The sequence below is a fragment of the Candidatus Avedoeria danica genome, from assembly GCA_016703025.1.
In the GTDB taxonomy this organism is placed as follows: Bacteria; Chloroflexota; Anaerolineae; order Epilineales; family Epilineaceae; genus Avedoeria; species Avedoeria danica.
This window is the reverse complement of record JADJCV010000004.1, coordinates 1,134,042-1,155,790: the sequence shown is the minus strand read 5'-3', so window position 1 is coordinate 1,155,790 and position 21,749 is coordinate 1,134,042. Positions and strand designations below refer to the sequence as shown.

The 21,749-nt window shown below is 69.7% G+C and carries 24 protein-coding genes; 18 read left to right on the top strand and 6 right to left on the bottom strand.

Annotation, left to right across the window (positions count from 1 at the left end; all coding sequences use genetic code 11):
- Positions 1–100 precede the first annotated feature (100 nt).
- Together IPG72_08085 and IPG72_08080 are read left to right on the top strand one after the other, a co-directional pair.
- Entirely contained in the window at positions 101–2,014 is a 1,914-nt protein-coding gene (locus IPG72_08085; GenBank protein ID MBK6768952.1) for an ABC transporter ATP-binding protein, read from the top strand.
- Positions 2,007–3,944: an ABC transporter ATP-binding protein gene (locus IPG72_08080; GenBank protein MBK6768951.1), complete on the top strand. Its 1,938-nt coding sequence runs from the start codon at positions 2,007–2,009 to the stop codon at positions 3,942–3,944. The genes IPG72_08085 and IPG72_08080 overlap by 8 nt, the downstream gene beginning before the upstream one ends.
- A 31-nt stretch (positions 3,945–3,975) precedes the next feature.
- On the opposite strand, the gene IPG72_08075 is transcribed toward IPG72_08080, so the two are convergent.
- Positions 3,976–4,755, bottom strand: a complete 780-nt coding sequence (locus tag IPG72_08075; GenBank protein MBK6768950.1) for a DUF2071 domain-containing protein — start codon at positions 4,753–4,755, stop codon at positions 3,976–3,978.
- A gap of 86 nt (positions 4,756–4,841) precedes the next feature.
- Between IPG72_08075 and IPG72_08070 the strand changes: the two genes are divergently transcribed.
- From IPG72_08070 to IPG72_08055, 4 genes are all read left to right on the top strand, one after another.
- Positions 4,842–5,306: a hypothetical protein gene (locus IPG72_08070; protein ID MBK6768949.1), complete on the top strand. Its 465-nt coding sequence runs from the start codon at positions 4,842–4,844 to the stop codon at positions 5,304–5,306.
- Positions 5,307–5,735: 429 nt separating this feature from the next.
- Positions 5,736–6,575 carry a hypothetical protein gene (locus IPG72_08065; protein MBK6768948.1) on the top strand — a complete coding sequence of 280 codons (840 nt, stop codon included), beginning with the start codon at positions 5,736–5,738 and terminating at the stop codon, positions 6,573–6,575.
- Positions 6,576–6,800: 225 nt separating this feature from the next.
- A complete protein-coding gene (locus IPG72_08060) occupies positions 6,801–7,016 on the top strand; it encodes a DUF2283 domain-containing protein (GenBank protein ID MBK6768947.1) in 216 nt (71 codons plus the stop codon).
- 145 nt (positions 7,017–7,161) lie between these two features.
- On the top strand, positions 7,162–8,463 hold the full coding sequence (locus tag IPG72_08055; GenBank protein ID MBK6768946.1) for a hypothetical protein: 1,302 nt from the start codon (positions 7,162–7,164) through the stop codon (positions 8,461–8,463).
- Positions 8,464–8,642: 179 nt separating this feature from the next.
- Here IPG72_08055 and IPG72_08050 read toward each other — a convergent pair whose 3' ends face one another.
- Both IPG72_08050 and IPG72_08045 read right to left on the bottom strand, forming a co-directional pair.
- The gene (locus IPG72_08050; GenBank protein ID MBK6768945.1) at positions 8,643–8,906 is read right to left on the bottom strand and encodes a Txe/YoeB family addiction module toxin; all 264 of its coding nucleotides are present in this window, start codon (positions 8,904–8,906) and stop codon (positions 8,643–8,645) included.
- The gene (locus tag IPG72_08045; protein ID MBK6768944.1) at positions 8,903–9,145 is read right to left on the bottom strand and encodes a type II toxin-antitoxin system Phd/YefM family antitoxin; all 243 of its coding nucleotides are present in this window, start codon (positions 9,143–9,145) and stop codon (positions 8,903–8,905) included. The genes IPG72_08050 and IPG72_08045 overlap by 4 nt, the downstream gene beginning before the upstream one ends.
- Before the next feature lie 225 nt (positions 9,146–9,370).
- Here IPG72_08045 and IPG72_08040 point away from each other — a divergent pair, with 225 nt between their 5' ends.
- Together IPG72_08040 and IPG72_08035 are read left to right on the top strand one after the other, a co-directional pair.
- A complete protein-coding gene (locus IPG72_08040) occupies positions 9,371–9,640 on the top strand; it encodes a hypothetical protein (GenBank protein ID MBK6768943.1) in 270 nt (89 codons plus the stop codon).
- Between the two features lie 16 nt (positions 9,641–9,656).
- Positions 9,657–9,860 carry a PIN domain-containing protein gene (locus IPG72_08035; GenBank protein ID MBK6768942.1) on the top strand — a complete coding sequence of 68 codons (204 nt, stop codon included), beginning with the start codon at positions 9,657–9,659 and terminating at the stop codon, positions 9,858–9,860.
- A 50-nt stretch (positions 9,861–9,910) separates the two neighbouring features.
- On the opposite strand, the gene IPG72_08030 is transcribed toward IPG72_08035, so the two are convergent.
- Positions 9,911–11,416: an FAD-dependent monooxygenase gene (locus IPG72_08030; GenBank protein MBK6768941.1), complete on the bottom strand. Its 1,506-nt coding sequence runs from the start codon at positions 11,414–11,416 to the stop codon at positions 9,911–9,913.
- Between the two features lie 103 nt (positions 11,417–11,519).
- Between IPG72_08030 and IPG72_08025 the strand changes: the two genes are divergently transcribed.
- The 5 genes from IPG72_08025 (at position 11,520) to IPG72_08005 (ending at position 16,457) form a co-directional block, all read left to right on the top strand.
- On the top strand, positions 11,520–12,083 hold the full coding sequence (locus tag IPG72_08025) for a dihydrofolate reductase family protein (protein ID MBK6768940.1): 564 nt from the start codon (positions 11,520–11,522) through the stop codon (positions 12,081–12,083).
- Between the two features lie 80 nt (positions 12,084–12,163).
- Positions 12,164–12,916 (top strand): SDR family oxidoreductase, encoded by a 753-nt coding sequence (locus IPG72_08020; GenBank protein MBK6768939.1) that lies wholly within the window; start codon positions 12,164–12,166, stop codon positions 12,914–12,916.
- A 197-nt stretch (positions 12,917–13,113) separates the two neighbouring features.
- Positions 13,114–13,629, top strand: a complete 516-nt coding sequence (locus IPG72_08015) for a hypothetical protein (GenBank protein MBK6768938.1) — start codon at positions 13,114–13,116, stop codon at positions 13,627–13,629.
- 146 nt (positions 13,630–13,775) lie between these two features.
- The gene (locus IPG72_08010) at positions 13,776–15,923 is read left to right on the top strand and encodes a DUF389 domain-containing protein (protein MBK6768937.1); all 2,148 of its coding nucleotides are present in this window, start codon (positions 13,776–13,778) and stop codon (positions 15,921–15,923) included.
- A 126-nt stretch (positions 15,924–16,049) separates the two neighbouring features.
- Positions 16,050–16,457 (top strand): DUF1801 domain-containing protein, encoded by a 408-nt coding sequence (locus tag IPG72_08005; protein MBK6768936.1) that lies wholly within the window; start codon positions 16,050–16,052, stop codon positions 16,455–16,457.
- Positions 16,458–16,513: 56 nt separating this feature from the next.
- On the opposite strand, the gene IPG72_08000 is transcribed toward IPG72_08005, so the two are convergent.
- Entirely contained in the window at positions 16,514–16,855 is a 342-nt protein-coding gene (locus IPG72_08000) for a hypothetical protein (protein MBK6768935.1), read from the bottom strand.
- A 192-nt stretch (positions 16,856–17,047) separates the two neighbouring features.
- Between IPG72_08000 and IPG72_07995 the strand changes: the two genes are divergently transcribed.
- Positions 17,048–17,554, top strand: a complete 507-nt coding sequence (locus IPG72_07995; GenBank protein ID MBK6768934.1) for a hypothetical protein — start codon at positions 17,048–17,050, stop codon at positions 17,552–17,554.
- Between the two features lie 230 nt (positions 17,555–17,784).
- Here IPG72_07995 and IPG72_07990 read toward each other — a convergent pair whose 3' ends face one another.
- Entirely contained in the window at positions 17,785–18,222 is a 438-nt protein-coding gene (locus tag IPG72_07990; protein MBK6768933.1) for an HU family DNA-binding protein, read from the bottom strand.
- A 711-nt stretch (positions 18,223–18,933) separates the two neighbouring features.
- On the opposite strand from IPG72_07990, the gene IPG72_07985 reads away from it, so the two are divergent.
- The 4 genes from IPG72_07985 (at position 18,934) to IPG72_07970 (ending at position 21,006) form a co-directional block, all read left to right on the top strand.
- Entirely contained in the window at positions 18,934–19,995 is a 1,062-nt protein-coding gene (locus IPG72_07985; GenBank protein ID MBK6768932.1) for a hypothetical protein, read from the top strand.
- 64 nt (positions 19,996–20,059) lie between these two features.
- Positions 20,060–20,278 (top strand): hypothetical protein, encoded by a 219-nt coding sequence (locus IPG72_07980; protein ID MBK6768931.1) that lies wholly within the window; start codon positions 20,060–20,062, stop codon positions 20,276–20,278.
- A 187-nt stretch (positions 20,279–20,465) separates the two neighbouring features.
- Positions 20,466–20,756, top strand: a complete 291-nt coding sequence (locus tag IPG72_07975) for a helix-turn-helix domain-containing protein (protein ID MBK6768930.1) — start codon at positions 20,466–20,468, stop codon at positions 20,754–20,756.
- Positions 20,757–20,787: 31 nt separating this feature from the next.
- Complete coding sequence (locus IPG72_07970; protein MBK6768929.1) at positions 20,788–21,006, top strand: hypothetical protein; 219 nt, start codon at positions 20,788–20,790, stop codon at positions 21,004–21,006.
- Positions 21,007–21,749: the final 743 nt, after the last annotated feature.

The following is a 21,749-nucleotide window of genomic DNA, read 5'->3' as shown; positions in this document are numbered from 1 at the left end:
GATCATAACATCGAGGCGGCTGGCGATCGCTCTGGCGCGCGAGGGGGCCCACGCGCCCGACGCTGGGTCCTCGCCGCCCCCTTGCGGTATCCTTCCCCGAATGACCACCGACCTCCGCCCGCTGCTGCGCCTCATCGGCCGCCACAAGCGCCGCTACCTCGCGGGCGCGCTCATGCTGGCCGTGGCCGACCTCGGACAGCTCGTGGCGATCGATGTGATCAAGCGCTTCATCGACGCGCTCGAGGCGGGCAGCGCCGATGCGGCGGATGTGCGGATGTACGCCGGAATCGTGGCCGGCACGGGCGTCGCCGTGCTCGTGGCCCGCTTCGGCTGGCGGCAGATGATCTTCGGCAGCTCGCGGATGATCGAGCGTGACGTGCGGCAGACGCTGTACGACCACCTCCAGACGCTCTCGCCGCGGTTCTTCCTGGACCGCAAGGTCGGCGATCTGATGGCCTACGCCACGAACGACATCCCGTCCGTCCAGCAGGCGGCGGCCGGCGGGATGATGCAGTTCCTGGACGCCGTGATCCTGCTCGTCGGCTCGGCCGTGGCGATGGTCGTCACGATCGACGCGCGGCTGAGCCTGATCGCGCTCGCGCCGCTCCTCCTGTTGAACCCGGCCACGTACTGGCTCGGCAAGCGGATGCACACCTCGTACACCAAGGTGCAGGCCCAGTTCGGCACGCTGTCCGACCGCGTCCAGGAGAACTTCGCCGGGATCCGCGTCGTCAAGGGCTTCGGCCGCGAGGCGCACCAGTCGAAGGCGTTCGCCACCGTCAACCGGCGCTACCAGGCGCTCTTCGGGCAGATGCTGCGCTACGACGTCGGGTTCGATCCCGTGATCGGCGTGCTCGTCGGCATGAGCGCCGCGCTCGGCCTGGTGTACGGCGGACGGCTCGTCATCGACGGCCGGCTGTCGCTGGGCGGCTACATGGCGTTCAACAGCTATCTCTGGATGCTCGCCTGGCCGATGATGGCCCTCGGCATGGTGATGAACCACGTCCAGCGTGCGACGGCCTCCCTGGCGCGGATCGACACGCTGATGGCCGTGCCGCCGGACATCCGGGACGCGCCCGACGCCGTTCCGCTGCCCCGCGCGCGCGGCGACGTCGTCGTCCGCGGCCTGACGTTCCGCTACGCGCCCGACCTGCCGGCGGCGCTTGACGGGATCGACCTCCAGGTGGCGCACGGCGGCACGCTCGGCATCCTCGGGCGCACCGGCAGCGGCAAGAGCACGCTGGCCAACGTGCTCGTCCGCGCCTTCGACCCGCCGCCGGGCACGGTGCTGTTGGACGGCCACGACGTGCGCGACGTCCGGCTGGCGGATGTGCGCGGCGCGGTGGCGTACGTCCCGCAGGACGCCTTCCTGTTCAGCCGCTCGATCCGCGACAACATCGCCTTCGATCCGCACGATGTGAGCGACGAGGCCGTCTTCGCCGCCGCCCGCATCGCCGACGTCCACGACGACATCCTCGGCTTCAGCGACGGCTACGACACGCTGCTCGGCGAGCGGGGCATCACGCTCTCCGGCGGCCAGCGCCAGCGCGTCTGCCTGGCCAGGGCCCTCGTCCGCGAGAGCCCGATCCTCGTCCTCGACGACTGCCTGTCGGCCGTCGACACCGCCACCGAGGCCCGCATCCTGGGTGCGCTCCGGCCGACGATCGCCGAGCGGACGGCGATCATCATCAGCCACCGCGTCTCGGCGCTCCGGGACGCGGACGAGATCGTCGTCCTCGACGGCGGCCGGATCGTCGAGCGCGGGACGCACGACAGCCTGATGAACGCGGAGGGTGAGTACGCCCGGCTGTGGCGCAAGCAGCAGATGGAAGAGGACCTGCAGGGCGACGCGCCGCCGCTGCCGCCGACGGGCAACCGCCCGCAGCCGCCGCCCGACTCGCCGGCGGACGTCGCGGCGAACGCCGATCTGCGCGCCGGGCAGGGCGAGGCGCCGCAGATCGAAACGCTGTCCGATCTCTTCGCCAGCGACGGGACGGAGGCCGACGATGGCTAGCCCAGACCCGTGGCGGGACGACGACGTCGTCCTGGTGAGCTACGACCACGAGCTCATGCGCTGGCTGCTCGGATACGCGCGGCCGTACTGGCGGAGCCTGGCCGGCTGCATCGTCCTGCTCCTGGCGCTGACCGGCCTGCAGCTGGCCCAGCCGGCGATCATCGCCCACGCGATCGACAGCGTGATGACGCCCGCTCTGCAGGCGCCGCTCGGCGAGCGGGCGGCGTTCGCGGCGCGGCTCACACCGCTCGTCACGCTGTACATGGCGATGATCCTCGGCAACAGCGTGATCTCGTACGGCCAGGCGCTCTGGCTTCGGGTGACCGGGCAGAAGATCATCGCCCGGCTGCGCCAGGACGTCTTCGACCACGTCCAGACGCTTTCCCTGTCGTTCTACGACCGCAATCCGGTGGGCAGGCTCGTCACGCGTGCGACGAACGACGTCGAGGCGCTGAACGAGATGTACACCTCGGTCCTCGTCGACCTCTTCCGCGATCTGTTCATCATCGTCGGCGCGCTCGGTTTCATGCTGGCCCTGGACTGGCGGACCGCGCTCGTCGGCGTCGGTTTCATGCCGGTCGTGGCCGTCACGAGCTACATCTTCCGCCGCTACAGCCGCGCCACGTGGCGCGCGATGCGCGCCAAGCTGGCCCGGATCAACGCCACGCTGGCCGAGACGTTCTCGGGGATGCGGATCATCCAGATCTTCGGCCGCGAACAGCGGAGCGCAGCCGAGTTCCGGGCGATCAACTCGGACTACTACGCCACCGCGCGCCGCCTGATCAACATCTTCGCCGTCTTCACCCCGACGCTGGCCCTCATGACGACGCTGGCCCTCGCGCTCGTCGTCCTGATCGGCGGCAACCTCGTCCTGCAGGGCGCGATGACGTTCGGGGTCTTCTACGCCTTCCAGGCCTACCTCCGCCGCCTGTTCGACCCGATCAACGGCCTCGCCGAGAAGTACAACATCCTCCAGAGCGCCCTGGCCTCCGCCGAGCGCCTGAGCCAGCTGATGGCGACGCCCGTCGAGATCGTCGACCCGAGCGTTCCGAGCCCGGCCGTCGCGGCGCTCCTCGCGTCCTCCGCCGGCCACGCGATGCGCGCCGATGCGCACACGAACGGCCGCACGAGCGGCGCCGCGGACGCGTCCGTCGTGCCGCGCTACGTCGCCCCGCGCGCCGGCCGCCCCGGCGTGCCGGCCGTGGCGTTCGACGATGTCCACTTCCACTACAAGGAAGGCGAGCCGGTGCTGCGCGGTGTGAGCTTCGAGGTGCAGCCGGGCGAGCGCGTCGCCTTCGTCGGCCACACGGGCGCCGGCAAGTCGACGATCATGGGCCTCGTGCCGCGGTTCTACGACGTCCAGGCAGGGGCGGTCCGGGTCCACGGCATCGACGTCCGCGACTGGCCGCAGGCCGACCTGCGCGCCCACGTCGGCAGCGTCATGCAGGACGTCTTCCTGTTCGCCGGCGACGTGGCCGAGAACATCTCGCTGGGCAACCCGGACATCGACCGCGCCGCCGTCGTCCGCGCCGCCGAGATCGTCGGCGCGGACGCCTTCATCCGCCGCTTGCCGCGCGGCTACGACGAGCCCGTCGTCGAGCGCGGCATGACGCTCTCCGCCGGCCAGCGCCAGCTGATCAGCTTCGCCCGCGCGATGGCCTTCGACCCCGAGATCCTCATCCTGGACGAAGCGACCGCCTCGATCGACTCGGAGACTGAGGAAGCCCTCCAACACGCGATGCACGTCGTGTCCCGCGGCCGGACGACGATCATCGTCGCCCACCGCCTTTCCACCGTCCAGGACGTCGACCGGATCCACGTGATGCACAAGGGGCGGATCGTGGAGGTCGGGCGGCACGCGGAGCTGCTGGCGGCGGGCGGGTTGTACCGGCGGTTGTGGGAGCTGCAGTTCGAGGCGAGCCGGGGGTAATCCCGGAGCGGAGCGCCGGCCACGGGCGGAACTACCGCACGCAGCAGAGGTCGGCGCGGCCCCGCCACGTGTGCGCCACGCCGCGCATGAGCAGCGCGTTGTCGAACGCGACGCTGCCGGGGGGGAAGCGCGCCGGGTCGTCGAAGAAGCTCGACCGCACGGACTGCACGACGAGCGGTTCGACGCGCCATTCCCGGCAGCACAGCTCGAGCCCCTGGTACCGTCCTGCGGTCGGCGTGTCCGAGTAGCCGACGGCGCCCGCCTCGAAGAAAGCGGAGGCTTCGGCGAGCGAGGCGAACGTCGAGCCGGGCAACGGGCGGGCGGCGGCGTCGGTGATGTCCGCGGCGTCGGCGATATCGACGATAGCGACGACATCGGCCACCACCGCCAGCCGCGTCACCCCGTCGTCGCTATGGACCGCGACCTCGAGGTGCGTGGCGGTCTCGTGCACGTCGAAGCGGGCGTGGTGCTGGTAGCCCTCGAACAGCCGGCCGCCGGCGAGGACGTTCAGGCGCGAGGCGGTGTCGCGGCGCGGGACGTAGACGCCCGTGTGCGTTCGGCCGTCCGCGTCCCACTCGACGGCGATCCGATGCGCGGCGTTCTCGCTGCCGACGCCGAGCCAGGCGGGCAGGCCGCGGGGGCGGAGCTGGCGGAGGCGGATCAGGCAGATGCCGGCGATCGCGTGGCCGTGGACGGTCTTGAGGCGAAACGGCGGCGGGACGTGCGGTGCGAGGACGTCGGGGTCGACGCGGTAGTTCACGAGGATGCGGCGGTCGATCGTGCCGGCCAGGGCGGGGAGGGAGAGTGGCATCGGCGGCCTCGATGGGGGTGGGTCGGCGGTTGCGCGCGGGGCTGCGGGCGACTATCGTGTATTGCACAGTAGTATGACACAGTTGTGTGGCACGCTGCACCGAGGAGTCGATGGTGTCGTACGAGCGGTCGCTGTTCGGGTGGTTCGTGCTCGCGGTCGTTGGCTGGCCGGCCGTCGGCCTCGCTCTCGTGCTCGTCGCCGCCGGCATCGTGCGGCGGCGGCCGTGGTGGGTGGCGTTCGGCGCCGTGGCGGCGACGCCGTTTTCGTTGTACATCGCGGCGGCGTACGGTTTGCGCGGCAGGTCGATCGTGCCGGTGCTGGCGCTCCTGGCGCTCGCGCTCGCTGCATGGGCCGTGGCGCGCGGCCGGACGCGGCTGGCGTGGGGGCTGGTGGTGCCGTTCGCGGTGCTCGCGGGGTGGACGGGTTGGGCGGTGTGGCAGTCGGCGATCGAGTGGCGGCGGATGGACGGGATCGACGCGACCCCGGGTCAAAACCTGTTGGATCGATCCGCGCCATATCCCCAACCCCTTCGAAGCCCCGATCGGCCGTGACGATCGGGCGGACGCCGTTGCGAACCGAGGGCCGGGTCGACGCGCCCGCAGGCCGCCCCAGATGCCATCCCGCTGGGTGCTGTACCCACCCCCGCGTAGGGGCGACGCGAACGCGTCGCCCGCAGGCCGTCGGATCACGCCATACCCCGGCCCACACATGTTCGCCGTGGTCGTGAACCCGTGGGTTGGTGTGGGGTGGGGGGCCTGCGGGCGACGCGTTCGCGTCGCCCCTACGCGGGGGGTGTGGCGGGGGCGGCGTGCCGGCATCATGGGTGGTGTGCACGATGGCCGGGGGGCGTCGCGGGGGGCGGGCCTGTACGACGGGGCGGCTTGACGGCGGAACATCCGTTCTATATCCTGAGCCCCTCACCCAGCTCAGCCCCCCACGCGCGAGCTTCTCCGACCCGCCGCAAAGGACAGGGTCCCCCGATGACGCACAGCGCCACCGACCGTTTGCCCGTTTTGTCACCCAGGCCAACCCCCGCCGTTCGATCCATCCCCTCGCCGCTGCCGCCGACATCGCCGCTGCCGATATCGCCGCTGCCGACGCCGCCATCGCCGAAGCCGTCGCCGCAACCTAGCCCAACCACCACGCCGCAGGCGTTGGCCGACGCCGTCAACACTGCCCTGCGCACCGGCGCCGTCCGCGTCGGCGCCGCGCCGCATGCGCTGTCCGCGCTATCCACCGGCTTCCCGGCGCTGGACGCGGCCACGGGGCTCGGCGGCCTGCCGCGCGGCCGGCTCACGGAGCTCATCGGGCGGCCGACGTCCGGTCGCGAGACCGTGGCGGCGCGGTCGGCGGCGGCGTGCGAGGGGCTCGTGGCGTGGGTCGACCTGACGGGCAGCCTGGACGTCGCCTGCCTGGCGGACGGCGGGGTCGATCTCGGCCGCCTGTTCGTCCTCCGCCCGCCCACCCCCACGGACGCCTTCGCCGTCGCGGACCGCGTCGCCGCCTCGGGCGGCTTCGACCTCGTCGTCCTCGACGCCCTGGCCGACCTCCCGCCCGGCGGCCCGACGGAGCGCGCGCTGGCGCAGTTCGTCCGCGTCGTCGTCCCGCGCCTGGCGCGCACGGCCACGGCCGTGCTCGTCCTCTCCGCGCCCGACCGCTACACGCCGGCGCTGGCGCACGCGGCGGCGCTGCGGGTGTGCCTGACGAAGGTCGGGTTCCTCAGGCCGGGGGGCGTGTTTCGGGGGTGGTGCACGCGGGCGCAGGTGCTGAAGTCGCCGGGGTTGCAGGGGGGGGAGTCGGGGATCGAGGTGTGGTTGTGAGCAGACGCCCACCCATCCAAGCGGCCCGCCCGCCCATTCCAAGACCCGTGTAGGGGCACGGCATGCCGTGCCCAGTAGGCGACAAGTTAAGCGTCGATCGCAGGCAAACGTATTGCCGGCCGATCGCCCGGCGATGAATCGCCGGGCTACAATAACGACGCCGGCTAAAGCCGGCTACGGCTGCAATCCGGAGCTGTCAGGCCGCGGATTCCGAGGAGATGAGGCATGAAGCTCCACTACGATCCTGAAACGGATTCGCTCTACATCGACCTCGCCGACCGCACCAGCCAGGACTCCATCGAGGTGGCGCCGGGCGTTGTCGTGGACTTCGACGCGGCCGGGAACATCGTCGGCATCGACATCGATCATGCCAGCACGGTCGTGGATCTGAAGGCCGTCGAGGTGCATCACTTGCCGCTGGGGGTGCTCGCGACGTCGTGAGCGAGGGCGCAGGTATGGACAGAGAAGCCGATGCCAATCGAAGCCATATGGCCCATTCTTCAACCAGGATAGCCGGGCCGCAACGCGGCATGCCACGCGTGTCCTCTGCGGAGATCCGGTCATGACGAGAGCCAAGATCGCCGGCGTGGTGCTCGTCCTTCTCGCCTTCGCTCTCGCCGCCGGCTACCAAGCCCTCGAGCGCCGCGTCGGCCCCCCTGCCGTGGTGACCTCGCCCACAACGACGCCCGAGATCGCGGGGACCCACGCGGGCCTCCTCTACGGCCGAGTCACCACCGATGACGGCGCCATCTACGAGGGGCGGCTGCGCTGGGGTGGCGACGAGGAGGCGTTGTGGGGCAACTACTTCGACGGGTTCAAGGACGAGAACCCGTGGGTCCTCTACGCGCCGCCCGAGCGGCGCTCGATCGAGGTCTTGGGGATCGAGATCGCAGGCTGGGAGCGCCGGAGGGACCTCGGCCGGCCGTTCATGGCGCGCTTCGGCGACATCGCGCGCATCGAGCCGCGCGGCCGCGATATTCGAGTGATTCTCAAGAGCGGTGCCGTGTTCGTCCTCGACCGCTTCGCCGCCGACGACTTGGCCGACGGTCTGCGCGTGTGGGACGGCACGCGCGGCGTGGTGGACCTCCGGGAGCAGCAGATCCGCACCCTCGAGCTTCTTCCCGCCTCCCGAGTTGGCGCCGGCCCCTATCCGCTGCACGGCACGGTGCGCACGCGGCAAGGCGACTTCACCGGCTTCGTCCAGTGGGACCGGGAAGCGTGCGTCGGCTCCGACGAGCTCGACGGCCACACCGCCGACGGTGAGCTCAGCCTGCGTTTCGACACCATCCGCTCCATCGCGCGCCGCTCGCCGGACAGCGCCCTGGTGACGCGGCTCCAAGGCCGCGAGATCGAGCTCTCCGGCATCCGCGAGGTCGGCGGCGGCGACGGCGGAATCTACGTCGACGACCCGCGCTACGGACGTGTGCTGATCTCCTGGGACGCCTTCGAGCGCGTCGACTTCAGCGAAGGCGGCGCCGGCCCCGCCTATGGCGATTTCCCGCCGGGCCGCCCGCTCACGGGCAGCGTCATCACCCGCTCCGGCCGCCGCCTCACCGGCCGCCTGGTATACGACCTCGACGAGAGCGAGACCACCGAGACACTCGATGCTCCATCGCAGGGCGTCGACTACACGATCCCCTTCGGCCTCATCGCCTCGATCGTGCCCACCAGCCTCGAAGAGCGCGGCGTCCAGCGAGCCAAGGTGACGCTCAATAGCGGCGAGGCGCTTCAGCTCGAGCGTACCGGCGACCTCGGCGAGGGGAATGCCGGCCTGCTGATCTTCCAAGACGGCCGTCAGAGCCCCGAGTACGTGCCCTGGACCGACGTCGAGCAGGTCGACCTTGACCACCCACCGGATCTGAACCCGCCGAAGGGCACCGGTGACTAACGTTGACGTCGGCGGTACCGCGCCAGACGATTTGGCGCGCCCGTCGGATGGTGCTGGACGAAGAGTCGATTGGCCGCCGCCCCTCAATCTCGCGGAGCACCCAGACGTCGCCCTGGCGCTGGTAGTGCTCGACCCGCGGGCGGCTCTAGGCGACGAGGAAGTAGTCGCGCCGGACAGCGCTATTCGTAATGCGTCCACATCCGCAACACCTTCACGACGCGCATCTCGTCGAGGATCTCGTAGACGATGCGGTGTTGGATGTTGATCCGCCGCGAGTACGCCCCGTGCAGATCGCCCACGAGCTTCTCGAAGGGCGGTGGCGTGCAGTACGGATCGTCGGCGAGGACGTCGAGCAGGCCGGCGGCCTTCTCCTTCAGCCCGCTTGCGGCCAGTCGTTTAGCGTCCTTGCGCGCTTGGCTCGTGTAGACGATCCGCCAGCTCACCACTCCAGCTCGTCGGCGCACTCCTCGACCGGTGTCGCGATCCCCTCGCGGATGGACTCGCGCATACCGGGAATCGAGACCAGGTACAGCGTCTCCTGGACGGCGCGCCAGTCGTCCTCGCCGATCAGCACGGCGTTGCCGCGCTTGCCCGTGATGTGGATGGGTTCATGGGTGTCGGAGACATCGGCGAGCAGCTTGTAGAGCAGCTTGCGCGCTTCGGTCGCGGTGATGGTGGTCATCGGTCGGCTCCTTGTTGCGTACGTGAAAGCGTACGTTGTTAGGGCGCCCGTGTCAATCCGGTGATGGCCGCCGCGGAGAAGCACATTGAATCGAGGGGCTAATCACTGTGCTTCGCGGTCGGAGGTTGACGCTCTTAAGCCGACCGGCCTAACATGCGCGTCACTAGCCCCAGCTGGTCTGATCCGGGATCGGGGATCCGAGAATGGTATTCGGCGGATCCGACGATGAACGCGGCGCGCAGCAATCGGGCCGATCGGGGAGGGGATGCGATGAGCCAGACGCTGGTCATTCGTGGACGGTACACCGGCCGGGCATTCATTCCGGACGGCCCGCTGCCCGACGCCGAGGGGGCGGCGGAACTGGTCATCACCCCGGAGGCACCCCGGCCGGGCGGGTCAGTTGCCGATGCCTTCGGGACCGCGTCCGTCCTGCGGAGCGGTGACGATATCCTGGCCCAAGTGCGTGCCGACCGCGACGAATGGGGTGACCGCTGATCTACCTGGATGCGACGTGTTCTTCGCCGACGTCGAGCTCGCCGTGGTCGAGGTGAGCGCGGCGGTCGTCGAGCGGGCCACCGACCTCCGTTCGAAATACAACCTCAAGACGCCCGACGCCCTCCACTACGCCACGGCCGTGGAGGTCGGGGCGGCCGCGTTCTTGACTGGCGACAGGGCGCTGTCGCGGTGTTCGGAGGTGCCGGTCGAGGTGCTGTGAGCGCTGTCGGACGGCGAGCAGCCGGATTACTCCGCTCTATGCCCGCTCTGCTACGCCGCAGCAGGCGGCCCGAACCAGGTCGTCAGCGCGTCCGCGAGCCCCACCTGTTCCCCCTCTCCCACCCAAGCCACATACCCGTCCGGCCGCACCAACACGCCCGTGGGCGCCGCCACCGCCCCAATCGCCGGCAGCTCCCACGCACCCCCATACGTGCCATCGACCATCCTCACCCGATCCGCCCACGGCGTGATCGTTATATCGAAGCCGCCGGGCGCGCCGAAGTTGAGAAGCACCGGCCGGGCGGCGTGCAGCAGCGTGAACACCCGCCGTGGACCGTCGGCGGTGACCACGTCGAGGTCGGGCATGCGGCGCCCGAGCAGCGGGTGCCCCTCGCCGAGGTCGTAGCGGATGTCCAGGCCGGACATCATCGCGGCGAAGCGTTTGCGGGGCTCGTCCATGCTGAGCAGCTCGGTCACGGAGTCGCGGAGCGCCTCGATGCGGTCGTCGGGGCGCATGAGCGCGACCTGGGCCATCGTGTTGCGCAGCACGCGGGCGGCGATCGGGTGGCGCTCGGTGTGGTAGGTGTCCAGCAGGCTTTCCGGCGCTGTCCCCTTGACCACCTGGGCCAGCTTCCAGCCCAGGTTCACGGCATCCTGCACACCGGTGTTCAGGCCCTGCCCGCCCACCGGGGAATGCACGTGCGCCGCGTCGCCGGCCAGCAGGACTCGCCCTTTGCGGTAGGCCGCGGCCTGCCGGGTCATGTCGGTGAACCGGGTGATCCAGGTGGGGCTGTGGATGCCGTAGTCGGTGCCGTATACGGCGATGAGGCCCTCGCTGAGATCGCGCAGGGTGGGTTCGCTCGTCGAGCCGACGTGCGATTCGGTCACCATGACCCGGACCGTCCCGCCCTTCTTGTAGATCACCTCGCCGTCACGGATCTCGTAGTCCACCTTGCCCAGGGAATGCATGCCGGAGGCGGTGGGGCGCATGCCCAGCTCCGGCTCCTCGGTCATCTCGACCTCGGCGAGCAGCGCGCTCATCGTCGGATCCCAGCCGGGGAACTCGATGCCGGCGGCTTTGCGGATGAGGCTGCGGCCACCGTCGCACCCGACGAGATACTGCGCCCGCAGCGACGGGGCGTCGGACACCGCGACGTCGACGCCGGTGTCGTCCTGCGCAAAGCCGGTCACATCACGCCCGCGATAGAACGTCACCGGCAGCTCATCGACCCAGCCGGCCAGGATGCGCTCGATGTGGTTCTGCCAGAGGGCGAGCCCGTAGTTGTGCCGGGTCGGGAAGTCGCTGATGTCCAGGCGCACCGGGGCGAAGGCCGTGACCTGGGCGATCTGCCCCTCCGCCAGGAACCGATCGGCGATGCCGCGCTGATCGAAGACCTCGAGGGTGCGTGCGCTCAGACCGCCGGCGCGCGAGCCGGGCAGGTCCTGGCTGGCGCGCCGCTCGACGACGGCGACGTCGACGCCCGCCAGCGCCAACTCGGCCGCCAACATCAGGCCCGTCGGGCCGCCTCCGGCGATCACCACGGCGTGTTCGGTCATGGCCGCGATGATAGTTGGGCGATGCTAAACTGGCCACTGATCCGTCGACCGTCTCAAGCGGCGACAACTCGGACCGCTCGGCGGCGCAGGCGGGAGATGACGCATGGCCAAGTTGATCTACGGCATGATCACGTCGCTGGACGGCTACGTCGAGGACGAGCACGGCGACCTCGGCTGGGGCGAGCCCGACGAAGACGTGCATGGCTACATCAACGACCTCGCGTCGTCGGTTGGCACCTACCTCTACGGGCGCAGGATGTACGAGATGATGGTCTACTGGGAGACCGCGCTCACGGTCCCGGACGAACCGCCGGTCTTTTACGATTGGGCGCGGCAGTGGCTGGCGGCCGAGAAGGTCGTCTACTCCAGGACCCTCGCCGAGCCGCAGGGCGCGCGGACGCGGATCGAGCGGGCGTTCGATGCCGACGCGGTCCGGCGCCTCAAGGCGGACAGCCCGCATGACATCACGGTCAACGGCCCTGAACTCGCCGCGCATGCGCTACGAAGCGGTCTTGTCGACGAGCTTCAGATGATCGTCAGCCCCGTGGTGTTGGGCGGCGGCAAGCGGTTCCTTCCGGACGGCGTGCGGATGGACTTGGAGCGCATCGAGCAGCGTGGGTTCGGCAACGGTGTGGTCGTGTTGCGGTACGCGGTTCGCGGCCAGTGACGCTGTAGGTGTTCGGGGGTCGTCTGCCCGCCGAAGTAATCGCGAAGTTCCAACCGAGGCACTGCCTCAAGGAGGAGATCATGAAGCTCAAGGACCAGTCGATCATCGTCACCGGCGGCGCAAGCGGCATCGGCCACCAAGCCGCCCTCGCGCTCGCCGCGGAGGGCGCGAACGTCATCGTCGCCGACTTCAATATCGCCGGTGCGACCGAGGTTGCCGCCGAACTGACGCAAATGGGTGTCAGGGCCTTCCCGTTCAAGGTCGACGTCTCGAAGGCTGCCGAGGTCGAGGCGATGGTCGACTTCGCGGTCGAGAAGCTGGGCACGCTGAACGGCATCTTCAACAACGCCGGCATCGGCCTGCTGAAGCCTTTCCTCGAGATGGACCCGGCGACCTACCACAGGGTCATCGAGGTCGATCAGCACAGCGTGTACTACGGCATGTACTACGCGGCGAAGAAGATGGTCGCGCTCGGAACGAAGGGCACGTTCGTGAACACGGCGTCGATCTACGGGACGACCGCGGCGCTCGGGAGCTTCAACTACAACGCGGCGAAGGCGGCCGTGATCATGATGACGCGCTCGGCTGCGCTGGAGCTCGCCCCACACGGTATCCGGGTGGTCGCGGTGGCGCCAGGGTTCATCAACACGCCGATCCTCGGCAACGATGCCGCGATGAAGGAGATGCTCGCGAAGCAGCACCTTCACGGCAAGCTGATCGAGCCGGAGCGGGTGGCGAGCGTGGTGGCCTTCCTCTTCACCGAAGGGGCATCGGCCATCAACGGGTCGACGATCCCGGTGGAAGACGGCTTCCAGATCTTCAAGAACAGCTGAAGGACGAGCGATGGTGACATCACGATTGGAGCCCACGCTCAAAGTTCTCGTCTTCGGAGCCTCGCTTCGCTTGGACCCGGTGCCGACATGAGGATTCGCCCCGTGCTGGACCCGGGGCGATCGAGCTCGTCCCCCGAGGAGCGGATCAGCGCAATTGCGTGCGACGCGCGAGCGCGGGCGTTGACACGCCTGCAACCGTGATCCTCCCCAAGGTCCGCGACCCCCGCTTCATCACCCTCCGCCGCGGCGGGACGCTCACGGATGCGGACCATCGGCTCCTGGCTCTGTGGGCGGCCGCGTGCGCCGAGCACGTTCTGCACCTCTTCGAGTCGGTGCAGCCCTCGGACCCGCGGCCGCGCCAGGCGATCGAGCAGGCTCGGGCATGGGTGCGCGGCGAGATCACGATGTCAGAGGCCCGCGCGGCGGCTGGCCATGCCAACGCTGCAGCGCGAGAGCTGAGCGGAGCCGCTCGCCACGCCGCGTATGCCGCCGGCCAGGCCGCGGCGGTGGCGCATGTCGCCGCACACGAGCTCGGGGCAGCGGCCTACGCGATCAAGGCTGCGCGTGCGGCCGCCTCTGATGGTGAGGGGGAGAGCGCCGGCCGGCTCGAATGCCGGTGGCAGCGCGAACAGCTGCCCGATGCGATTCGCGAACTCGTCTTGGAGGATCAGCGGCTCAGAAACGAGATCTGTTGGTCGGTGTTCGATGGCTGACGGGCGTAGCGGCGTGTTTGCACTGTCCGACAATCGATTCGACCGGACGCCGCGAGCACGATACGCTTGCCGCGGAGGCCAGCCATGACCGAGGCGCCTGAACGCACCGCCGAGCAGTTCCAGCATGCGACTCCCGCGAGCGTGCGATGAAGCCCGGGAGCTCCCTCGCACGTCGGGCGCGCGTCCGCGCCCGCGCGTTGCGCCTGCGGCTGCGCGCGGCGCAGGCGCCCTGGGTGGCAGCCTTCGAGCGCCGTATGGCGGCCGACGCCGACGGTGTGGTGATCGGGTCGTCCGCGCCAGGCGAGCACGGGCGCCCGCGCATCCTGTTGTCCGTCGTGCGCGCCAGCACGGCCAGCGACCTGGCGCGGGTCACCGCGCGGCTGGCCGGCGCCGGCAGCCCGGCGGGGCCGACGCACGATGTGGTGGTGGTGACCGTCGTCGCGCCCGATGCCGCGGTCGCCGCCGAGTCGCCACCCGAGGCGCTCCCCCAGGCGCTCCCGGCGCTTGGGCAAGCGCTGGCCCGGCTGGAGGCGGAGGGCATCGCGGCCGGCTGGGTGGTTCGGGCGGCAAGCGATGTCGGCGCCGCGCTGCGCCGCGAGGCCCGCCACCAGCGGGCCGGGCTGATGGTCATGGGCTGGACCCGCGCCGAGGCGCACGCGCTCGCGCGCGCCGCCGAGGCCCGCGACGCGATCACGACGGCGCAGGCGGACGCGCGAACGGACGGGGAGGCCGCGGAGCTGGCGGTGCTGCCGGCCTCGCTGGGCGCCGTGCTCCAGTTCCCGCCGGCCGATGTCCTGATCGTCGGAGGACCGGCGCCGCGCGTCCCGCTGCGCCGCCCGCTGGTGCTGCTCGGGTCCGGACGCGACGACCGTGTCGCGCTCGATCACGCCGTCGCGCTCGCGGGCGATCCCAGCGGCGCGGGCGTTGCGGTGCTGACCGTCGTGCCGCCCGACGCGCCACGTGGGGCCGCGCTGTCCGCCGAGCACCGCGCGCGTCGTGTCTTGGAGGACGCGGGGCTCGGCGCGGCGGCGGTGCGGGTGGTGGCGGCGACCAGTCGGGCCGAGGGCGTGCAGGCGGTGCTCGGCGAGGGCGGATTCGATGCCGTGGTGATGGCCGCCGCGGCCGAGACGGTGATCAAGCGGCAACTGTTCGGCGGGACGCAGCTCGAGGTGGCGCAGCGCGCCGAGGTCCCCGTGCTGGTGTTGAGGCCCCGCGCGCCCGGCTTCCGGTACGTGCTCCAGCGCGTCTGGTCGCTGCTCTACGACCACCTCCCCAAGATCACGCCGGCACAGCAGACGTCCATCCAGGCCGTGATCGGGGACGCGACGCGGCCCAACAAGGACTACTTCGTGATGATCGGGCTGTCGGCGGGCATCGCCGCCCTCGGGCTGGTCCAGAGCAGCCCGGCCGTCATCATCGGCGCCATGCTCGTGGCGCCCCTCATGAGCGCCATCATCGCGGTGGCGCTGGGCATCGTCGAAGGTCAGCCGCGCCTGCTCGCCGACGGGATTTCGGCCAGCGCGCGCGGGATGGCCCTGGCCGTGATCGTCAGCCTGCTCATCGGTCTGGCGATCGGCGGCGGCGAGCTGACGCCCGAGATGCTCGCCCGGACGCGGCCCGGTTTCCTGGATCTGGCCATTGCCCTGGCCAGCGGCGCGGCGGGCGCGTGGGCGCTCTGTCGCGAGCGCGTCAGCGCCAGCCTGCCCGGCGTGGCCATCGCCGTCGCCCTGGTCCCGCCGCTGGCCACGGCCGGGCTGTGCCTGGCCATCGGCAGGACGGACGCGGCGCTCGGTGCGCTGCTGCTGTTCGCCACCAACTACGTGGCCATTGTGGCCGCCGGCGGGCTCGTCTTCCTGCTCCTGGGCCTCGGGCCGACGAGCGAGGCCACGCGGGAGCGTGCGCTGCTCCGGCACGGGGCGCGCCTGGCGGCGCTGCTGTTGGTCGTCCTGGTCGCGGTGCTGGGCTGGGCGACCACCCGGGTGTCGGCCGAGGTTCGATCCGCGCAGCAGATCCAGGCGGCGCTGGACGCCGGCGTGGCCGACCTCTCCGAAGGGGGGGTCGCCCCCGTGATCATCCGCAGCTGGCGGCGCGAGGGCGCCGAACGCATCGTGGTCGAGGCCTGGGCGACCGGGGAGGGCAGCACGCTCCCGGACGCGGCGGCCGTCGCGGCGGTGCTCCACGCGCGCCTGGCGGAGACCCTCGCACCCTCCGTGCGCCTGCGGCTGACCCTGGCGCCGGTGAGCCAGGTCGAGGTGCCGGCGCCGACGGCGACACCGATGGTCGCGACGCCCTGACCGGCCCGCGCCGCGATCAGCCGCCGGCTCCCGGATGCGGGAGAACAGCTCTGCGCCAGCCCCGGCAGGGGCTTCGTCATGAACGAGCCTGACCGTTCACGGTCAGGCGTCGCTGGAGGTCGCACTTTGGCCACATCTGCACGCCTCGGCTCCTTCGACGACCTGATGCGCGAGCTGCCGCCCGGCACCGCCCCAGCCGTCGAGCCCATCGCCCGGAAGCTGCGCGCCGTCATCCTCGACGACTTCCCGGAAGCCATCGAGGTCGTTCGTCTGGGTGACCGAGCCGCCTCGTTCGGGGTCGGCACCAAGAAGATGAGCGAGTCCCATGTCTACGTGATGCCGCAGGCAACGTACGTGAACCTCGGGTTTTGGCACGGCGTGGGTCTCGCGGACCCCGCCGGACTTCTCGAGGGGACCGGAGCGAAGTTGCGACACGTCAAGGTGCGCTCGGTCGAGGACGCGGGGCGTCCTGCGGTGCGCGCGCTCGTCGCGGCGGCGCTTCAGGAGCGGCGCGCGGTGCTTGGGCGCGGGTAGACGCTGCGCTCAAGCGGCGCCCTGCTCGTGGGTAGATGCCGCTACGCCGCCTGCTCTCAGGAATCCGGGTCGTACATGATCTCCCGAACCTCCTGCGCGCAGCGGCAGCCGCGGGCGATGCGCGCAGCCCAGTCCAGCGCCTCGGCCCGCGACGGCACCTCGATGATCGCGAACCCCCCGACGACCGCCTTCGTTTCCGGGACCGGGCCGTCAGTGATGGCCCCGTCGGTACCGACGATGGTCGCCTGCTGGCGCTCGACGCCGCCGCCGAAGATCCAGACGCCGGCGTCCTTGGCTTCCTGGACCACCGCGTGCGAGGCCCGGCCCACCTCAGGCCAGTCCCCGTCCGGGATGTGGGCCATCGAACCGTCGTCGAACGAGATCAGGTACCGGGGCATCTGGTGACTCCTTGGGCGGTCTCAAGCGGTCCTTGCAACACTCGACCGGGAAGCGAAGAATGACACATCGTCGCGAACGGAGCGCAAACTGAGCCGGCTAGGGATCAGGCCGCGCCTGGGACAACGTATGCCAAGTGTCCCAGCGCATTGAAAAACACTTGGCGGGTGTGGCGCAGCCAAATGGAGGGCACTATGGAGAGCAATGACTTGGCCTGGTCGGGCCAGACGTGGCGGCTACCGCTGTGGTTCTGGCTCAGCCTGGCAGCGATGGCTGTCAGCATGATGCATATTCTCCTGGACTTCGGCGTCGGGCTATTTCCGATGCAGGGCACCCTCGCGCCGGCGGTCGGGGCGGTGGTGCTGCTGATACCCCTCATTCAGGTCTGGTGGGTCGTCTCACTGGCGGCGGGTGCGCGCGGCGTAGGCGGCGGGGTGGCGAGTGCGGTGATCCTGGGGCTCGGGTGGACGGTGCTGATCAACGGCCTCGCGATCATGTACTGCCTGCCGCCATGCCCAACCGGTGCGCCGCTGACGGACGTCGCACACGTCGGGAGCATCGTGCTCGGAATCGCGGCGCCGGCGGCCGGGATCTGGGCGCTGTGGCGCGGGCGGGTGCGGGTAGGCTGGGTGTTGCCCGCGGGTGCGTTGGTGCTCGTGGTGGCGACGGTGTGGGCGCTGGCCACAGCTGGTCCGTCGTGAGGCTGGGCATCGGCCAAGAGAAGAATCGCCATTTTGGCCGTATTTGTTGCGCTGACCACTTGAGACCGCCCCGCATACTCCAAACAGCCCGACGGCCGCTAGACCTTGTCCCGCGATGACCACACGTTGTCCCTGGTTGAGAGGCTGCCCGCCGACCACGAGGACGTCGATCCCTCGTGGGCGACGCCCTCGTGGCCGGTCATGGTGCCGCACTACGTCCGCGCGCCGGCTCACGCCGCCGTGCGCTTGGCCCGGCTCCGGTAGTTCGTCGGCAGCTCGAGCGGGTCGTCCGGGTGCTCGGCGTCCCAGCGCTCCTTGAGGGCGATGAGGTCGAGCCCGACGCTCTCCCGGCCGGTGACACCGCCGAGGAACGTACCGACGTCCGTCACCGCGTCGCGCAGCTCCGGGGCGAGGCGCAGCGTGGCGCGCATCGTCCCGTCCAGTCGAATCCGCGGGCCGAATGTGCCGATGCCCGGCAGCTTCACACGGTGGCCCGTGCGAAGCTGCTGTCCGATCTCGTGGCCGAGCTCCTCGAGGACCATCCGGGCGACGCGCGGCGTGAGCAGCGTGCCGGTGGCGAGGCGTTCGGCCAGGGCATCGAGGTCGAGCGTCGGCAGGTTCGAGACCCGCGGGCGGTAGGCGCTGATCGCCTCAATCCAGCTTGCCATGGGAATGTGTTCTCCTGTTCCGTGTTACGCCCGCGAACGGTGCGGGCGTGCGGACAGGGTACGGGGTGCGATGGCCGCATGGAAGGGGTTTGACCGTCGCGTGACCGTCGTTTACCCGACGCTGGGGTGGCGCGGAGCGCGCGGATCGCGCGGATCGCGGTCCAGCGCCCGCCGGCGAGCGCCCGCCGGCAAGCGCCCGACGTGATCGGCGGACGGCCTTGACAGTCCGGATAGCGCCTCTTTCGGCCTCGTCCGCGGTTTCTTGAAGAAACGCGCCTCGGTTCTTGAAGAACGGGCCGGCGTTTCTTCAAGAACGGACCCGCGTTTCTTCAAGAACCGAATCGCGTTTCTTTCGTATTGCTCGGACCGACCCGAAACGCCGGCGCCCGCGACGCCATCCGTATTAAATAGGTCCATTGTCGTAACCTCGATCAGCTGATGGCGTCAAGCGGCCCTCGGCAGAGCGTGTGATCGAGGTCGAGCGGGCACTTCGAGGTGGTCCAGGAGCCGCTGGCCGGTGGCTCGCAGAGCGACGCCTGCCTTCCGACACGCCGGTCGTGCTATCGTCTGATTGCATGGTCCGGATTCGCTGCGGGGTTGGGTCACCACCACTGTTTCGGACCGGGCCATATCCGTCCATCGACTTTGTGATTGTCGACTGACCGAACTTGTGGCCATGGCCGCCGACGGAGTACAGGGATCGCCACGAACATGACCAGCGCCGCTGTCGATCCCGTCGTCCCGGACCTGCCGATCGCGGACCGGCCGTATCCGCGCAGCTGGATCGACTTACTGATCCGGTGGATCGACTACGGCCCGGCGCCGGCGTGGTTGTTCTATGTCCTGCTCGCTGCCCTGCTCGCGCTCTGGAGCAACGCGGTGATGTGGATCGACGGGTCGCAGCCGGCAGGAACGTTCGTCAGGCTGCGGGTGGCAGACGGTGGCTACGGCGTGTTCTTCCTCGCCCTCTACCACTACCTCAACTCGGCGGCCCGGCGCAGCTTCCGACAGTTCGAGCCCGTCTTGGACGCACCAAAGGCGGAGTCGCGAACCCTGGAATACCGGTTGACGAACCTGCCTCGGTGGCTCGGCGTGTTGGCGGTCTTGCTCGGACTCGGTCTCGAGACGGTGAGCCTCCGGGCCAACCCGGAATCGTTCGGGGTTGCCGGCGCACACTCGCCGTGGCCGGCGATCAGTCTGCTCGTCCAAAGCCCCCTTGGCTTCGGCTGCATGTTCGCCTTGGCGCTCCAGTGCATCCGGCAACTGAGGCTGGTGAACGACCTACACGCACGGGCGACCGATATCAACCTATTCCAGCTCGGACCGGCGCAGGCCTTGTCCGGTCTGACCTCGCGGACGGGCATCGGGCTCATCGCCTTCATCACGTACAACCGGCTGGTCGAAGGATCGGACATCAATTTCCTCAACGTGGTGGCCTTGGTGATCATGGGCGCGTTGGCGGTCACCGTGTTCGTGGTCCCGCTGCTGGGCATGCGCGGCCGGCTGCGTGCCGAGCAGGCGCGCCTCGTCGGGGAAGCGAACGCGCGAATTCAGCGCACGATCGGGCAGATCCACGCTCGCATCGACGCCGGTGAGCACGAGGCCGTCGGCAATCTCAGAACGACCTTGAGCGCATTGATCGAGGAACGGCAACTGATCGAGGGCATCTCGACCTGGCCGTGGCGGTCGAGCACGCTTAGAGGCTTTGCGTCGACGCTGTTGTTGCCCATCATCATCTGGCTGATCCAGCGGCTGCTGGCGAGGCTGGTGTGAGTCCGTGGGGCGACGGCCAACAGAGCTCACGGCTCTGTTCGCGACGTTTGGCTATACTCCGAACATGACGAAGCTCCTCGAAGAAGCCCTCCGCGCTGTCGCCGAGTGGTCCGACGCCGAGCAGGACGCGTTGGCGGCGGCGATTCTCGCCGGGGTTGCGGGCGACGCAGAGTGGGATGCGCAGTTCCATGCCTCGGCGCCCGCGCTCGCGCGCCTGGCTGACGAGGCGCTGAGCGAGCACCGGCAGGGTCGGTCCCAGCTGCTCGACCCCGACACACTCTAGCGAGGTTCGGTATAGTTGCGGTCGCGCACCACCGGGCGCTTTCGGGAGGCGTTCGCCACCCTTCCGCCGCGGGTCCAACGCCAGGCGCAGATGATCTGATCTGTTTCTGGATCGGGCCGCATGCGGACTACGACCGGCTCCTCGTCGGACTCCGGTAGATCCGCCCGACGACGTTGGGAGGTCAGCAATGATCGACATCCCTGAACTCACCGCTGAGCAGTTCCAACGTGCGATTCCCTCCAGCGGCCGCCGCAGGCTCATGGCGGGTCACGTCGAGTCCGGGGCTGACGTCACGGCGCTGCGCCGGTTCATCGGGCTGACGCAGGAGCAGTTTGCAGCCGCGATGGGGATCAGCGTGCACACACTCAGGAACTGGGAACAGGGCCGCCGGCACCCAGATGGCCCGGCCATCGCCCTCCTACGCATCGCGGCGCGCCATCCGAGGGTGATCCTGGAGAACGTCGGCGCGGCGGCGTAGGCAAACGTACGGGTCAAGGGTATCAAGCATCATGGCCACGACTGCACGACTCGGCTCCTTCGACGATCGGATGCGCGAGTTGCCGCCCGGAAGCGCCGCCGGCGTCGAGGCGATCGCGCGGAAGCTGCGCGCCGTCATCCTCGACGACTTCCCGAAAGCCATGGAGGTCGTTCGCCTTGGGGACCGTGCCGCCCCGTTCGGGATTGGCCCCAAGGAGATGAGCGAGTCGCTTGTCTACGTGATGCCGTAGGCAGCGTACGTGAACCTCGGGTTCTGGCACGGCGTCGGTCTCCCGGACCCCGCCGGCTTCTTCAGGGAACCGGCGCGAAGGTGAGACACGTCAAGGTGCGCTCGGTTGAGGACGCGGGGAGCCCCGCGGTGCGGGCGCTCGTGGCGGCGGCGCTGGCGTAGCGGCGCGAGGTGCTTGGGCGTAGGTAGACACAGCAATTTGAACGGGGTCGCACGCAGAAGGTGTGCGAGGGCCGGCGCGGCGTTGCCGGGGGCGTTGACGGGCTTGTGCCGACCGGCTTATCATGCAAGTGACCAGCCACAGCCGGTCTGGGTAGGGATCCTGACATGCGAATCGGCGGACCTGTCGACGAATACGGCGCGCGGCAATCGGGCCGGCGCGCGGGTCGTCATGACGTGCGCCGCGCTGTCGATGGGTGGGATGGGCATGGCAAAGTGAGTAGTTAGGCGGACCAGAAGGCCGAACGAGAGTCGGAGGATCCAGTGGCAGAAAAGCGCACGACCACTCTTAAGCCGAGAACCGAGACGAAGCCTAGAGTGCGTTGGCCGTTCCCCCGAACCACGCTCGGTGATGCAATCAGAATTGCTTACGCGATCAAGGAACACAACGGCGGGAACCCGTGGGAACCGGAAGAGATTCGCAAAGCGATCGGAGCCGGCACTGGGGGAAACGCATTCTTTTACCTTACTACTGCATCGAGAGATCATGGCCTGACCGTCGGTACGAACGCTGCGGAGAAGATT